This window comes from Sphingobacterium chungjuense, from assembly GCF_011316935.1.
GTDB lineage: Bacteria > Bacteroidota > Bacteroidia > Sphingobacteriales > Sphingobacteriaceae > Sphingobacterium > Sphingobacterium chungjuense.
In genome coordinates, this window is record NZ_WLYS01000001.1 from 140636 (window position 1) to 157093 (window position 16458).

The window sequence follows — 16458 nt, forward strand, 5'->3', positions numbered from 1 at the left end:
TGAAAGTCTTGATCAAGAAGGCTATATCTGTATAGCCTTCTCCGTATTATTTCATAGTCAAGCTTAATCTGGTAAATATATGCCGACCCGTATAACCGAACTGTTGTGCAGTCCGAGCATAAAGGAAAATATCGTTGTTCCTAACAGGGCTGTCGGATCTTAGTTGATCGGGATAAATATCAAAGATGTTATTTGCACCGACGGCCCATCTCAGATTTTTGGTAACGCCATAGCCTACAGATAAATCCGTGATCACTTTTGCGCCAAAAGTCTGTGTAAAATCAAGAAGATTGGTGGCCTCATCTACCGATCCAAAGTAGACGTTCCGTAAAAAAACATTCAGACGATTGTAAGTATAATTTAAAGCAAGATTGCTTTTTACGCGAGGAATCGCAGATTCCAATAGAATCCTATTCGTGCGGTCAAAGTAAACATCTTCTAGACCTGCTAATTGATCTGATGTCTTCGGATCGCCGATAATATTAGTTTTTACAAAAGTGCCCGCCAAATCGGCTCTCAAATGACCTTGACCGACCGCTCTATTGTACGTAAGCACCACATCAATACCCTTCGTATCTGTATCAATGGCGTTCGCAAAAAACTGCGCTGCACTAGCATTTGCCTGACCTAACAAGCGCGCAATTTCACGTTCTTGTTCCGTTGCATTTGGCGAAGTATTGCCCTGAAACATACCAGTATAGATGACACGATCATCGACTCGGATGTAGTAAGCATCTACCGTGGCTTTCAGTGCGCCCCAGTTCGCTGTAAATCCTGCGCTGTATGATTGCGACAATTCTTGCCGCAACGATGGAATGCCTAATAATTCGGCTACCCGACTACTATTCTGAAATGCGCCCGAATTCAAGAAAACACCATCAATCTCTTGGCTGTTTGTCGCACTATAATAACGTTGCTGTAAAGATGGCGCTCTAAATCCTGTACTCGCGGCTGCCCGAAAGTTGTAGATGTCACCCAACCGATATAGTGTACTCAGCTTCCAATTTAAGGTGGATCCAAAATCTGAATAATGCTCAAAACGCAAAGCACCGGTCAACAGCCAGTTTTCGTTGACGTTCAACTCTCCATCTGCATATGCCGCAACAGAATTACGATTCTCCAAGGCCTCATTCTCTGGTCGGAATCCTGGAAAAGCTTGAGAACCTTGAAATAAGGGTGCGCCATCCGCCGCAAATCTCGTAGAAGGCCCGTTGATGTAATCTGGAATAAATCTACGAACACCCGTTTCATCCGTGATAAAATAACCTTTACCATAATCGGTGTAAGATGCTTCTTCACCAGCCCGAATTTGATATCGCTCATAGCGATGTTCCAATCCAAAGGCTAGATTTAGTCCTTCCAATACAGTTCCGAAATTTTTGGTGATATCAAAATTGGTCGTGTTTTGCAGAAAAGAAAGACCGCCCGAACGAAATTCTGTTGGAGATTGCTCTAACATCGTCGCATTGATCGTATTTGTATTCCAAAAATTGATTCTATTCTGTCCGTAGGTATTTGAAAAGTCGACATGCCAGTCATCAATCTGCGTTCTAAGACCGGTAGCAAAAGACTGATCGTAGATGCTAGATTCGATAAATGGCAAAAAACCATTCGGATATACCGTTTCATTATTTTGGGACAGCTGTGCTGGCATACGTCGGAATGCACCCGACTTTCCTGATCGAAAATTGACACCGCCGAATGCATACCAAGCGCTCTTATCGTTAAGCGGTATCTCACTATTAAAAAAAGCGGATCCGCCACTTAATTCCGAAGCCCCTATTTGTGAAACAAAATCGGTTCTATCCAATCCTCTTCTCAATAATTCTGCATCAGTAATATCCATACCAATTGGATTTGGATAGAGCGTTGGATTATTGTAATCGCTAAATATCGTACCTGAATATTGTATTTGTCTATTGACTGCTTCTCGCCTATCATACGAACCCGTCACATTCAAAAAGCCACCATTCTGACCTAATGGTACACCGTAGTTTAAGTTTAACTGCACTTGTTCACCATCTATCCCTCCTTGTGCATACCGCGAAGCATTTCCTCCTGCTGACATATTCACGGTGAGCTCATTAACACTATCGTCCAATACAATATTAATCACACCTGCAATCGCATCAGATCCATATTGCGCAGCCGCACCATCGCGCAATATTTCTATCCTTTTGATTGCCGCAGTTGGTATTGAATTTAGGTCCGTGCCTACAGAACCACGCCCGACCGAATTATTCACATTTACTAGAGCAGATGTATGTCTTCTTTTGCCATTAATCAACACTAATACCTGATCGGGACCAAGTCCTCGTAACGATGCCGGGTCAATGTGATCCGTTCCATCATTGATAGACGTATTAACCGCATTGAACGAAGGCGCTACATAATTAAGGATTTGATTAACGGAGACTTGCGCGACATCTTTTGACAAACCTTTCATATCCACCACATCTACAGGTGCCGTAGTTTCTAAGTTGGTTCGGGGCACCGATCGACTACCAATAATCACCACTTCATCTAGGGATTCATCAGACAGATCAAAATCTAAGATGGTAGATTCAGACAATATAATCGTCCTTGTTAACGTTTTAAAGCCCACGTAAGAAACCTTTATTTCTACGGTAGTGCCAGACGATACGGGTAATGAATAGTTTCCATCCTTGTCAGTTAAAGTAGCATTTCTAGTCCCCACCTCAGTAACCGTGGCACCCTGCAACGCGATACCGTCAGCACGTACTTTACCTGTGACTAGAGATGTTTGACCATATAATGTGGAGCCGATGGCTAGTTGTAGAATGAAAAGGTACAGCAATAGCCAAATTTTGTTTTTTGTCATAATGGTTGGTATAATTAATAGTTGTGATAATAACCGAAGTATTTTCTACTATGTTATATATGCTATCGCAACGCAATCAGATAGCATATACAAACATGATAATAGTATGCATCCGATAAGCTCACGTATTCTTAACTGGCAAGATAGTTTGCCATGCATTATTGCTCACGAAATGAGCAATGCATGTACAGAAACATCAATCTGATCTGTCGACCTCAGATTAAGAGTTAAAATCGCATAAATTAAATAGCCAATAAATCGCCCACTAATTTATAAAATATTTAAACAAAAATAATATTTAAATGACAATTATTTATTCTAAGCTTAATTAAATTACAATAGTAAAAGCGGATTATATTATTGGAGTATTATCCTGATCTCGTAATTTATTACCAGATGAGCTTTAGGTGAGTTTAGATCGTGAGAAAGCAATGTCTTATTCGCCAATTTGGTGCGTCATCACCTCTTTTTTGATTTGATGGTTAAGATCAATATTCGCTCCGATAAAGCATAGGATCGCCGTTCCGAACTCTCTGGAATGCACATTGGTGACGGAGCCAACTTCGATGGATTGCTCAAAGTAAGGCGCAGTTTTTTCTAACTCTTCTGTAGCTTCCCAGCCACTTTTAATTCGGATATAGTTGTAATGCGGCATGGAAAAATCAAACCAGTTTAGATAATCAGCATTGAAAGATACAGCGCGAACCCCCAGTTCAGAATAGTAGTTGATTGCCCCTGCCTGCCCGTAGTTATCACAAAGAATCAAGGTACTGCTTGCGTTTGGAATTTCGCGGTAAATGCTATCGACTTTGCTTGCTAGTTCTTTCCAACCCAGCATATCTGCAAAATCTTGCGGTATGTGATGCTCTTTGCCATCTTCCCAAGTTAATAAGCCGAACCTGCTATACTTATCCCGATGATTTACAATATACTCCGGACTTTTGTTGGGAAAAGCGACATCATAGATAGGTAAGAAGCAAACCGCAGCAAGCACGATCAAGCTTATTTGGATCAGGCGACCAACTCTACTGCTTAGTAATGATGATATATAGACAGATCCAAAGGCGAAATAAATAGGATAAAGTCCAATCGCGTAATAGTCCTTGGCTCTAAAAAAGAGAAAGATGATCAGCGTGAAAATAAATGACCAAAAGAGCGAGCGATATTTTCGAAAAGGAACATACCTCATTAAGGCGTATAACCCTACTAAGATGATGGGAAAAGTTGCTGGGAAGAATAAAAACTGTGAACGCACGAAATTCCACCTATTCACATGAACAAGATGCGTCTCAGAAAGCTCCTTCATATGCTGAAACACCGGAAACTCATGCGTATACTGCCAAATGAGATTAGGAAGGATCAATATAAAAGCAATCGCCGCGCTGTAATACAACCTGCGATCAGTAAATATTTTCCACTCCCGGCTTACTAGCAAAGCTGGTATAATACCCAAAAGCAGAAAGACAATGTTATACTTATTTAGAAAACCGATGGCAAATGTGAATGCCAGCGCGTACATCCATCTCGCCTGCCTTTCTTGAAGGTATTTGATAAAGAAAAAATAGCTTGCCGTCCAGCATAGTACATCTAAAGAGTTAGGCTGATAAAGAATATTTAGCCGAAATAAAACCGAAAAGGTGATACAACTTGTCCCCAGCAGCAGGGCTAAAAGGTTACCTTTTAATGCTTCAATAGTTCGACCCACCACCAAAATGGTAAGTGCGCCAAAAAGTGTTGGAAAAAATTTGATCCAAAACACAGAATTGCCCATCAACTGAATCAAATAAGAAATCCAAGAAGTAACAGGCGGAACTGAAGTATATCCCCAAGCCAAGTGATTCGCTTGATCAAGATGTAGAAATTCATCACGCTGCAATTCGTATTCCGATCCAATCAGCGTATACTGAATAATGAATTTCAGTAGGATGAATCCAATCAGAATAAGATTATTACGCATGTTTTTAATGATTTATTGAGATTGGATAGTTTCATTTTTAGAGATCACGTTTACAACCTCTTTCTCCTTTTTTCCTTTTCGACTTGGATTGCAATTAACTGCGGCAAATAGCTCGGTGTACAATTTTTCGCCACCATCTCATCTTTATACAAACCAGTGCGCTCGCCCAGTGCAATACATCTGGCGCGATACTTCTCTTGAAATATACCGATTTGTCCAGCTGTAAAATTCATCATCCATTGTACTTCTGGTTCTTCCGTTTCGATATTTTTTTCAATGGTGGAAAGCAGTTCTTCGCTATTGGGCGGCGGCGTCTGCCCCATCCAACGCAAACGCGCTTGGTAATAATAATACGTTCGTCTTTTTAAGGAGGATTTGCTGTGCTGCCAACTTTCGATCATGGCAATAGTCTTCTTGTCTTTTGCCAGTTGATTGGCAAACAGCCAATCTATGAGGTGCAGTTTTTCCTTCTCCCTGTGCGGCTCTATATCATGGATTAACGTATCAACCACCTCTTCAGTGAGCTGTTTCTTATCCATAATCAAAATGGCTAATTGCCGAGCAAGCACGCGTTTTGATGCCCAAAGTTCCATCGCCAATACATGATCTTTCTTTACCTCTTTGGCGATCGTGCGCAGATCACCGAGTTTGGTGTTCTTATCGGCAATTTGAGTGAGAATATTTTGTGCTTGGGTTGATATTGTCATAATGGCATCGGTGAAGGTTACTGCTTCTATAGGAACTATACAACAATTTTGTGGATAGCGGGTCGATCAACTCCTAGAAGCCTCAAAATAGTTTTCGCTTTTTGATGATCGTATTTGAGCGCTTTATCAAACTCATCCATCAGTCCAGTGAAATATAGTCTTTCATTTCATGCGTTGTCATAATGATTGGATATCAAGATATAATTGTTCATAGTAAACTGTACCTAACTAAGTTACAAAACTTTTATCAAGATACTAGCCAGCCCAACCAACCTTATTTCCAAACGATGATGAACGTTGTTATTCAACCGAGATCTCCTTGCTTTTAGTTAATTTGGGGATATAAATAAGATAATCATAGCCTTTTATCACTCTCGATAAGTATACGTCATCTACTTTTAGCTGATTTTGTAAAATCGATTTTTTTAACGGTCTTAAATCAAAACAGTACCACTGTTCTTCATCTTTGATCTCATCCAAAAAAGGTTTAAAAACAGTTTTATCCTCACCTCCCGTCAGCATGATATGCAAAGATTTCCTGAAATTGCCATCTTCAATATTGGCCACTAAATTGCCTATATCATAGATATCCGTTTTCGTTAATATGGTCTCGCCGCTGGGTACATGCACCGCACCAAATTTGAATAGATTTTTTTTATTCGTCCAATCAGGCAGTTGGTTTAGCAAAATGTTTTTCATCAACTGAATCCTTAAGGCATGATTTCTATTCGTATAGATCTCCCTACTGAGCTTGAGATCCTCCATTTGCTTGCGCTCTAGGTCTGACAATTTTAAACTTAATAGCAAGTCGATTTTTTGAAGACAATCGTCGGAAAGCAGGTAGTATTTTTCTAAACCCTCTTTTAGGGCAGCTCGTTTAGAGTCATGAAGCATTTGTTCATATAAGTTGATTGCTTCCTTGTTTTTAGAAACTTCTTTTAAGCTTGAGATGATCAGTTGATCTGCAAAAATGCTAATCTGTTCGACACCGTAAGCTTTGGTATTACGATCTACTAAATCCTTAAAAAAGGCAAATTCGGGCTCATAGCGCAAAAAAGAGAAATTGGTACTATGCGATTTCACAAAATCGTTAAGCTGATCAGCAGATAGCGATTTGATTTTTGTCTCAATGATAGCTACAGTATAAGGGTCAACTTCCTGAAAGTAATTGTCAAACTCAACCGCATGGACAAGTGCATTAGCGAAATATGGAATTTCGTTGGTAAAATGTGTTTCGCCCAACAAAACCGAATTAGATTGCTTTACCTCGTCTAGCAATACATCCCATCCTTTTCCCTGAAAGGAAATGTTTGAATCACTTCCAAAAGGAAAAACATTCTTTTGGACTAGACTGTCGAGTACGGTGTTTTGGGCATAGTTAGCATTTGCATAGAATGTTGCAAGAAGTAAGAATAGTAATTTTTTCATTTAGTAGTTTGGTTTTTCTTATTGAGTTGTAATGATGTACGGCAGTTTCGGTCTTTGTTTGCGGATCGCGGGTGCAGAACTGTTAAACACTCGAATTACTCATTTGCTGTCTGATACCGATAGCATCTTAAAGATTTGGAAATGGAAGCCTGTAGTTCAGCGAATATTTCTTTCCGTTAATTTCGACGCCCTGCTTCTCTTTGAGATTCTCAATCAATTTCACTACTTCGTCAAAGTCTTTTCTATCTAGGAAAATACTGTATAAACCACTACTATGTTTAATAGTTGAAGAACTGTTAAGATCATTCCACGCTTCATTCCATTTCAAGGGCTCTTCGGGAGAATAATCATAATTTGTCGCCATTACTTCTATGCTATCAGGGAGCCATGTGACCGCAGCGGCATCTTCAAATTTCAAAATGTTGTCATACACTTTTAAAAAATCTTTTGGAGTACGTTTTCGCGCTTCACCTTTGAGATTACGCAGATTTCCGTATACTTCTAATTGTGCTAAGGTATCAAAGTTGAGCAACAAAATATTGGAAGGTTGATCGGTAGCTAAAGAAGCCTCTATGACCTCGGATTGTAGCATCAAGCTATCGGTAATCCCAAAGGAACTAATCACTGACTGCGTTTGCGTCCGATCGTACTTAATTTCAAAATACTGATATTCATCATCCACTACTTTTCTATAAATGACCTGCCCATTTTCATACAATGCAAACGTGGGAACGTCTGACCCGATGACCATGAGCCAAGGGTCGGTTTCTATCAGAACAACTTTTGGTTCTCCGTAAGATTCATTATAGGTTTGCGCGAATGAACAAGACAGATATAAAGTCATTAAAACTGTCCCAAGATATCTAATCATAATCGTTAACTATTAAATGGCCGTGGTGGTGAGACAAAAGTAAGCTTTTCAGAAACCAAAACTATCACACCACATCTCCATTTTTACTCACCTTTAGCAATAGTACCGAGATCGACTTGGCATAAATGACCGCGATCAAGCCAAGCGCTATCTTTACAGCCGCAGTAATCACAAAGTTCATATCTTGTTGATTGGTCGGCGTATCACTTTGAACCAAACGAACATGCTCCCTCAGGTTAATAACAAAGTCAGGCAGCGTCCAGACGACTAAGATAAGCCCCATCAAAACCAGTGCAATTTCGTAAATGACTTTTCGATCTGCAAATAGAGAACTCGTTTCTTCATAATCCGTTGGGCTACATACAAACCGAACTATAACCTGAGTTTTCAACGTTAGAAATAGTGCAAATGCAACAACTAACCCAAAGTTGACGATACTCAGTACCAAGAAAGGTATTTGTACAAAATCATCAGACACTTGAATATTTTGGTTCACTTGGGCCATTATTGCAAATGCAGCGAAGACAGTAGACAATAAGTCAATGGAAGTAAATAATAAGTATAGCCCAAGAATTTTAATGGCAACTTCGTAGATATCGGATTTTCGCATAATCTTTCGGATGACTTTAGTTGATGGCAGCAATTCTAATTCTTAATCAATTCAATGGCTTTTTCGAGCAATTCGTCTCTTCCTGCTTTTATTCCATCGATGGTTGGTTTCACTTCGATATCAGGTGCGACGCCCACGCGCTGCGTCTCTGTACCGTCTGGATAATAGACACCTATTCCCGAGATCATTGTTCACCAACCATGAAACGACGATCATCTCTGAAAGTTTTTACTGACCTAATATCGTTATATTTAACAACATACCAGTGATCATTCCATGTCAACAAGATGCATTTTCATCCTGCCTTCATTTACTTGAGCAACTACTTTTGGCGTAATCACACGCTTTTCATCCGGATTAAAAACACCTTGACCATCTAGCTGCCATTGTTTGTTTTTAGCTAGTAGAAATGCCAACCGCTCTGCGGATGAAATTCCCTGCAATGTGTAATAATTAATATGTTCGCCTTCTTTGCCATTCGTCTGGCGATAGGTGCCTTCTATGCTCACATGGTTCTTAGTTTTATAACTTGTGATGAAGGCAGAATCTTGCTCCGCTAGCGTGTGCTTTTCATCCCTCGGACAACAGACCGAACCGTATTGCTCTTCGCGATAAACTATGAGATTTTCTATTTTGGAAACAGCTGGTATTTTATAGTTCAGCACGGGTTGCCCTTCACCTTGAATATAATAATCGTCTACCTTCACACTGTCCTCGGTACGGACAAAACGATAATAATAATTGGAGGTGATGGGTTCCAACGTAATGCCATTGTCGTGCGCATCTCCTGTAGTTTTTTGATAATAATCCCAATCAGGAACGACCAATACAAACTCTTTCAATTCTGGATAAAAAGCTTCTGAATTTTTAAACAATTCTAATGGAATCATCGTCGTCAGAAAAAATGTCGGCGTAATGCCTTCGGCAAAATCAATCGGCTGGTCGATGAGGAAAAATCCATCCTGCTCAACCGAATTAAAGGGCTCTATCATGACCGCATCGTTGTATTCTTCTTGTAACCAGTCGGGACGAGGACGATTTTCATGCTTGACTTGTCCTCCATTAGGGGTGCAGTTCTGGAGAGAAAACATACTCAAAAGGATAGAGGTTATAAACATTAGTTTCATCATATTTTTATTGCTTATCAGGTATAGGAATAGATGGTATAGTTTCTAAATAGGTATTCTCAATGCTGTCCACTTGATGATGTGGATTTTTATACGATTTCTCGGTTTCTTCACAACTTGTGAAGAAAATACTTTCAGTGGTAGGTTGCAATGTGGCAATATCAGAAGTAGTTTTACGCGAAGGCTTTATGTTTACATATTTTTTAAGGAAGCGCGTATCGTGATAGCTCGTCGCCCGATAGTCACTCCCCTCTTCGGTATTTAATGTATCAATAAGTAGATTGGAATTCGAGTCCAATACATAACTTTCCGATTCTAAACCAATTATATTGTACCGTTCATTGGCATAAAGTATATCTTGATCTTCCATAGAAACATCAGACATACTTTGCATCTGTACAATTTCATCCCATTCATTCACTACCTCTTTGGGTGTAAATGGTAAAAGACGATCTCCAAAATTGGCGGAGACTTGCAAAAATTTTACGTTTTCTGCTGTCTCTTGCACTATTCCCTTAAACGGCGAATAGTAACGACTAGGCTTATTAAACAGAAAAATAAAATCGTTGTAGCCGTCGTTAGAAAACTCCCATTGATTGTCAATGGTTAATTCTCCAAAACCATCATCATAGTCGCTTTTATTACGATTAAATGTGAGGTCTTGCAGTGCCTTTTTTCGATGGTAGACAAAGGGCCAGTCAAAACAGTTTGCATCTTGATTGAAGGCAGGTCGTGGTTTTTCACCATCAAATACCACATATGCATCGCCTTCTTCAAAACCTTGAAACATCATTTGCACCTCATCACCTAATGCCGGATTATGAAATCCGTAAACGCTAAAAAGTGGTGGAACATCTGGCGTAAAATCGATCCCTTCTTTTGTAATCTGATAACTTCCTGGCACAAACGTAGCATATCCGTAGAGTGCAAAACGGCCATTTTCAAACAGTAAAATACCATCACTACTACCATATTGGCCTGCAATATCTTGGTTATTTTCTGGGACGATGGGTTTGTGTTGAGCAAACATGCTTAAACTTATAATCGTGAGTGTGAAGATTAAAATATAGTGTTTCATAGTGCTTGAAAAATTATTCATTGGGTAGGTGATCACATACTATTTCTCTTTTCAAATGAAATAGATATAAAATTTATACGATCACAATAAATGGAAACTTTATTGCTTGAACCATTTTTTGAAAGTATAACTCAGAATCCATTCAAAAGTTAGAAAATTTTCGGCGTAAAAGATGGGAAGCGCCGCAATGCATTTACAATTCGTCGGTTTGGATTTACGAATTGCTGTTGATGCTACAACAACATATGCAGCACTTGCCAGAAAGCAAATTGTAAATCAACCACGTGAAACTATAGGGTGTTTTTAAAAATCACTGATATGGAAACTATGTTTGAATAAACAGACCCATGTGCCGAAAGAAATAACAACGGATTCTTAAAAAGAAAGCATATTCTACCAGAAATATTTTGAATGAGCTGGTTATCAGCATTACCCACTCAGTCCTTCGTTCGGAGTTCTTAGATGATCGCTGTTACATAGTGTGGCCTGAAACAGATCGTTCCTAGTAGAACAATCTTAAAGCATAGGGTGTTCAATAGTAAACACCCTATATTGTAAACTAATAATCTGCAGGAGGAAGAGCTGGTATAGCAGCGGTAGTCCAACTGTTGTTACGTACGCATCTCACATTAAAACCATTCGAAGTGTTTTGTGCTACTAAAGTAACCGTACCACTCGCTGAATTTGCAGTGTTGCTCATCATCCTTAAAGCCATTGCATTTGTACCATTTGCTGTCGAAGTCCAATGGTAACTATATGCTGGACCGCGATCCTCATCGTTAAATTCAGAAATCAAATAGTTACCTTGATTTCTTCTACCATAACTCAGAAAAGTTATCCAATTTAATTCGTAAGGATCGTTTGGAATACCTGCCCCAATTGCATATGCAGTGTAGCGGATAGTCTCTGTAGCTGAGGACTGTCTTTCAAAACGACGTCTGGGGAATCCTGTTGTTGCAGTCACATTTGCTAATAATTGGGCTTCCGCTTGCGTAGGCAATTTCCATCTTCCCCTTGGATATGCTTCATTACACGGATCAATTTGGTTTGGTGCAGCATTAAACACGGCCGTTCTTGCTCGCCAATTGAAAAATTCCCCATTAGCAGCAGAAGTACTCACCGGATTACCACCTACGGTTCCATACAGATGAGAACTATTATGTCTGAATCTGTAACCACCATCAGCCGGACGATAAAAAAGATTTGCTCGTGCCCAGCCAACGTTGCTCACACTCTGAGCACTTGCTATTAGCGTAATCGTAATTCGGTATCGTTTACCCAATTGTGGTAATATGTTCGTGCCAGTCGAAAATACTAGGTCACTAAAGTTTCTCGTGCCACCTAAATCAAAATCAATATTTACATTAGTAAGTATAATCTGAAGATTTTGTATTGGGTTTTGAGAATCAGTGGTGTAGATTTGAGCCCGTTTTACGGAATCTAATAAGCTAGCATTGTATCGCACAAAACTAGCATTACTTACCGTATTGTCTGTACTATTAGTATGCTCGACATACTGGCCGGTATTGAGGTTGAACGTTCCAGATTTTAGATCACTGGCACTATTGGTTCTTGCATTTATATTATTTATGGTACTGAACAATCCTCTAACGTCAACAACAATTTCAATGGCTGCGACTTTCCTCTGAAAAGTAATGTTCAATTTATTATCACCATTTACGACATCACTCGTGGTAAAAATTCCCGAGGCATAAAATAAGCCATTTTCAGTCGGAGCTACCGTAATTTGCGGATTTCCCACATTAAATTCACCAGAATAAGGTATCGTAGAGTTCTGTGAATAGGCAAACCAGCGATAAGTAGTATTTCTATTTGCTTCGGTAAAAGTGAAAGAAGTACCTGAAATTGCATTTATAGTAGCCACATAGGCACCGCTCGTGTTATTGAACAGAACTAATCGGTATGCAATCCCAGAAGGCACATTCTCAAGAGCCGCAGCTCTTGAGAATGTGCCTATATTTTTTAAATTTTTCTCAGAATCCTGCTGGATACTCAATGAACTATTCGCAATCTCTGAAAAATTTACAACAGCCTCCGTCCCATCGTTCAACTCAATCCTGTGTTCTTCTAGGAGTCTATCCGTCGCTGTGATCACGTCCAAGGCAGGTTTATTATTATCTCTGTCACTGACCGTTGCTTTACGAAGATCTGAGGATTCATCAATAACAGTTTCGTCAACTCCTACCCAATCAAATGTGATATGCGTACCATCACCTTTGACAGCCAGTTCTGGCGATGCCTTTTTACAAGCAAATTGAAAAAGTGATACCGCAGTTAAACATATCGGAAGCCCTAAAACTGCAATATATCTGGATATACTTCCGATTGACCTATTGCTATGCATCGATTGTACCATTTAAACCACCAATATTTTCCCAACTTTCTAATTCTGGCTGAAAATCAGACATTGACCCCCCTGGCGTAATTCGTGCTGAACCAGCAGCGAAACCTGACTCCATCATAACGTTCATAAAAGAAATCGCGGGCGGTGAATAAGGCTTTTGACCACACACTTTACTAATATTTCCTTTTTTTTGAATCAAACCCATATTTGTAGCATTGAAATTGTTTTAAACATTATAACATTCGACTACTTGACTAAAAACACATCATTTGCCGACTTATATTTAACAAAGAATGCTAACTGTTTTATTTTAAATGAACCGAAAGTTTTCACAGCGCAAACATCTATAGTTATTTGACAAAATAACTATTTACGAAGAGATAAAATTTCAAAATGTAGAACTTGAACTACATCACAAAAACGAACCCTATACCGACATAAATCAATATTTTTTAACTTTCGCTAGTGAGAAAAAATATATTTAAGGAGATAACATAGTACTTGAATTTTCAAACTTATGTCTAATAATTCTATGTCACCGAGAGTAATAGCTTTTTAGAAAGGACATTAAAAACCAATATTGGAGACCTACCTTCAATAATTAAAAATCTCTTAGACGAGTTTATTATCTATTAATTTACTACAGGTAGAAAATTTGAACATAAAAACCCAGAGATAATGTTTATATAGAGTTAATATCGACTTACATACCTTGATTAAAAGCAAACTAACAAAGATTGACTCAATTCACTACAGGTATACTGAACAAAAATTAAACCTCATCAATTTAATCTCTAAGAAAATAACTTACATATATGACTTGCACTCTATTATTAAAATTCTCTAGGGTCTACTTATAATGAATTGTCTTGGAGAAAGAAGAATTTGAAGCACAAGCCCGCTCTACCTTGTTGGTATAATAACCTTGTTCACGAATACAGATTTATCATCTATTGCTACCTCGTATTTTCATAGTAGATCCAGTGAAATCCACTATGTTTTTGAGGTGTTGGTATCATTGAAATAACAACTGCTTTATGCCGCTATGTCCAACACCATTTATATACACTTTTATACGGCAAACATATGCTTCTGCTAATAGTTGCTTCCTCTTTTTTCTTTAATTATTGAACGGAGAGTTTCAATCCGAAGTTCGTCGACGAATATGTATAAGAAAAACGCTCATCAAGTCATCTCCCACATTTATCACAAATGCTCAAAGCGCGAACTGCCCTGGCTATGATAAATGATTCTTTATGACTGATTTAAAGATTGCTAATTTATTATTGAAAATTTTGAGTTACCAAAGCTTGGAATAGGCGACTCGTATTTTAAATCTCACCTCTTTCGTTGTCGGGGTGGCAGGATTGCTTCAGCCCCACTCGCCCCAAACACAATCCCTGAAGCTCCTGCGGATCGAACCAAGGTTCTCATCTGCCAAACCCCGAAACACAAAAAAAGCCCTAACTTTCGTTAGAGCTTTTTTGTCGGGGTGGCAGGATTCGAACCTACGACCTCCACATCCCAAATGTGGCGCGATACCGGGCTACGCTACACCCCGAAAACGAATCTTTCTTCGTTTGTGTGGCACAAAGATACAACCATTTTCATTCTTGTCAATACCCTGCGCAAAAGAATCTACTAATTCATTGATTTATTGCATATTATTTTTTCACCCAAATAAAACAGCCCCATCTGATCCGTAAACAGAAGCGCATATTTGTAGAATAACGTACAGTCATAGACATTTTCAAAATTAATTTCAAAATGTGAGAAATTGTCCGTAATATTGCATTCCGATTTTCACAGGACAAAATCGTAATATAATTACTCGAAATCATGGATTTAGTAAAATTTGTAGAAGAACAAGCGGTAGCGAAAAATGACATCCCCGCTTTCAAAGCCGGAGATACCATTAGCGTTCATTATAAAATCCGCGAAGGAAATAAAGAGCGTGTACAGGTGTACCAAGGCGTAGTTATTCAATTGAACAGCGAAGGTGCTAACGCAACATTCACAGTACGTAAGATATCTAACAGTATTGGTGTAGAGCGTATTTTCCCTGTAAACTCGCCTAACATTGATAAAATTGTAGTGAACAGCTACGGTAAAGTTCGTAGAGCGAAATTGTTCTACCTACGTGGACTTACTGGTAAAGCGGCTCGTATCAAATCAAGACGTGTATAATTAGATTGTATCTTTTGCCTGTCATCTGGCAGGATGGTTACACTATGCGAATATATTCAAAAGGCTGATTTCTACCGGAATCAGCCTTTTGTTCATGCTACTTATGTAAGGTCTTAATTTCCTTCGTCACTTAGGCGGACGATCTCACCTGTCTTCACCGATTCATCGCAAGCCATTGCAATGCGTAAGCTATTGAAGGCGTCTTGCATCTCTCTAGTCAGATCCAAGTTCTCTTGTATGGCACGCAAAAAGTACTGCTGCTCACGGTTACACAACTCTTGATGACCGGGCTCATCTTGTAGATCAATATATTCGTCTTCCCGTAAAAATTTATTCTCGGAGTTGATTGCCGCATGATGTACACGAATAGATTCCGTTTTGGTATGCGCATCAATAGAATGTGATTTGCCGGTAGCAGAGGCTTCTTTAGCTACAATAGAGACACTGCCTTTAGGTCCAAAAACGTCTTTTACAAAAAAGGCGGTTTCGCTAATCATTGGGCCCCAACCTGCTTCGTACCAACCCACGCTGCCATCATCAAAGCGGATTTGCAATTGGCCATAGTTGTAATTATCTGGCGAAACATCCTCCGTCAACCGTGCGCCAATAGCGGAAACTTGCACCGGTTTAGCATCGGTCATCTGACACATCACATCGATGTAATGTACACCACAATCCACAATTGGACTTATGGTCTTCATCAAATTGCGGTGCACATCCCACATATAACCTTGGCTTTGCTGATTCAAATTCATCCGCATCACCAATGGTGTACCCATTCCGCGCGCTTGTGCAATAAACTGAATCCACGACGGATGATAACGCAAGATATAGCCAATCACTAGCTTCTTGTCGGCTTTGATTGCAGCATCCATCACGCGTTGTGCACCAATAATGGTATCTGCCATAGGCTTCTCTAAAAACACATGTGCACCTGCTTCAAATGCCGCAATGGCAAAGGGTTCGTGTGTGTCTGGATAAGTAGAGATGCAAACGGCATCGGGCTTCGTTTCAGCCAGCGCCCAATAATAATCTCCAAACAGTGGATAATCTGCTCCCAAGCTGGCATTCAATGCTTCTTTACTTTGACCTTTGGATACTAACCCGACAATCTCAAAGTCGTCCATGTGGTGATAAGCATGTGCATGGGAAGCTCCCATGTTGCCACACCCTACCACTAACACTCTCAATTTAGATTTCATAGTATATGTTTATTCAAAAATTCGACCAATTGGACATAAAAAAAGCTACTTTGCTAGTTCTAGCCCTGCCAGGCTGTCTAACAA

General features: G+C 39.4%; 13 protein-coding genes and 1 tRNA gene. 1 reads left to right on the plus strand and 13 read right to left on the minus strand.

All coding sequences use genetic code 11. From position 1 onward, the window contains the following. Positions 1-46 precede the first annotated feature (46 nt). From GKO22_RS00590 to GKO22_RS00645, 12 genes are all read right to left on the minus strand, one after another. Positions 47-2842 (minus strand): TonB-dependent receptor, encoded by a 2796-nt coding sequence (locus GKO22_RS00590; protein ID WP_166332208.1) that lies wholly within the window; start codon positions 2840-2842, stop codon positions 47-49. Positions 2843-3278: 436 nt separating this feature from the next. Further along, positions 3279-4799, minus strand: a complete 1521-nt coding sequence (locus GKO22_RS00595) for an ArnT family glycosyltransferase (protein WP_166332209.1) — start codon at positions 4797-4799, stop codon at positions 3279-3281. Between the two features lie 50 nt (positions 4800-4849). Next, positions 4850-5506 (minus strand): DNA alkylation repair protein, encoded by a 657-nt coding sequence (locus GKO22_RS00600; RefSeq protein ID WP_166332210.1) that lies wholly within the window; start codon positions 5504-5506, stop codon positions 4850-4852. Positions 5507-5806: 300 nt separating this feature from the next. Continuing rightward, a complete protein-coding gene (locus tag GKO22_RS00605; RefSeq protein ID WP_166332211.1) occupies positions 5807-6934 on the minus strand; it encodes a hypothetical protein in 1128 nt (375 codons plus the stop codon). Positions 6935-7061: 127 nt separating this feature from the next. Further along, entirely contained in the window at positions 7062-7805 is a 744-nt protein-coding gene (locus GKO22_RS00610; RefSeq protein ID WP_166332212.1) for a hypothetical protein, read from the minus strand. A gap of 64 nt (positions 7806-7869) precedes the next feature. Then, complete coding sequence (locus tag GKO22_RS00615; protein ID WP_166332213.1) at positions 7870-8415, minus strand: hypothetical protein; 546 nt, start codon at positions 8413-8415, stop codon at positions 7870-7872. A gap of 35 nt (positions 8416-8450) precedes the next feature. Further along, positions 8451-8603: a hypothetical protein gene (locus GKO22_RS00620; protein ID WP_206367765.1), complete on the minus strand. Its 153-nt coding sequence runs from the start codon at positions 8601-8603 to the stop codon at positions 8451-8453. A gap of 81 nt (positions 8604-8684) precedes the next feature. Then, complete coding sequence (locus tag GKO22_RS00625; protein WP_166332214.1) at positions 8685-9545, minus strand: hypothetical protein; 861 nt, start codon at positions 9543-9545, stop codon at positions 8685-8687. 4 nt (positions 9546-9549) lie between these two features. After that, a complete protein-coding gene (locus tag GKO22_RS00630) occupies positions 9550-10572 on the minus strand; it encodes a hypothetical protein (protein WP_166332215.1) in 1023 nt (340 codons plus the stop codon). A gap of 607 nt (positions 10573-11179) precedes the next feature. After that, on the minus strand, positions 11180-12985 hold the full coding sequence (locus GKO22_RS00635) for a fibrobacter succinogenes major paralogous domain-containing protein (RefSeq protein ID WP_166332216.1): 1806 nt from the start codon (positions 12983-12985) through the stop codon (positions 11180-11182). Further along, a complete protein-coding gene (locus GKO22_RS00640; protein WP_166332217.1) occupies positions 12978-13190 on the minus strand; it encodes a hypothetical protein in 213 nt (70 codons plus the stop codon). Before GKO22_RS00640 ends, GKO22_RS00635 begins: the two co-directional genes overlap by 8 nt. Before the next feature lie 1282 nt (positions 13191-14472). After that, positions 14473-14546: transfer RNA gene (locus GKO22_RS00645), tRNA-Pro, on the minus strand. Positions 14547-14824: 278 nt separating this feature from the next. Between GKO22_RS00645 and rplS the strand changes: the two genes are divergently transcribed. Then, positions 14825-15172 (plus strand): 50S ribosomal protein L19, encoded by a 348-nt coding sequence (gene rplS / locus GKO22_RS00650; protein ID WP_116776114.1) that lies wholly within the window; start codon positions 14825-14827, stop codon positions 15170-15172. 113 nt (positions 15173-15285) lie between these two features. Here rplS and GKO22_RS00655 read toward each other — a convergent pair whose 3' ends face one another. Further along, positions 15286-16374 carry a Gfo/Idh/MocA family protein gene (locus GKO22_RS00655; protein WP_166332218.1) on the minus strand — a complete coding sequence of 363 codons (1089 nt, stop codon included), beginning with the start codon at positions 16372-16374 and terminating at the stop codon, positions 15286-15288. Positions 16375-16458: the final 84 nt, after the last annotated feature.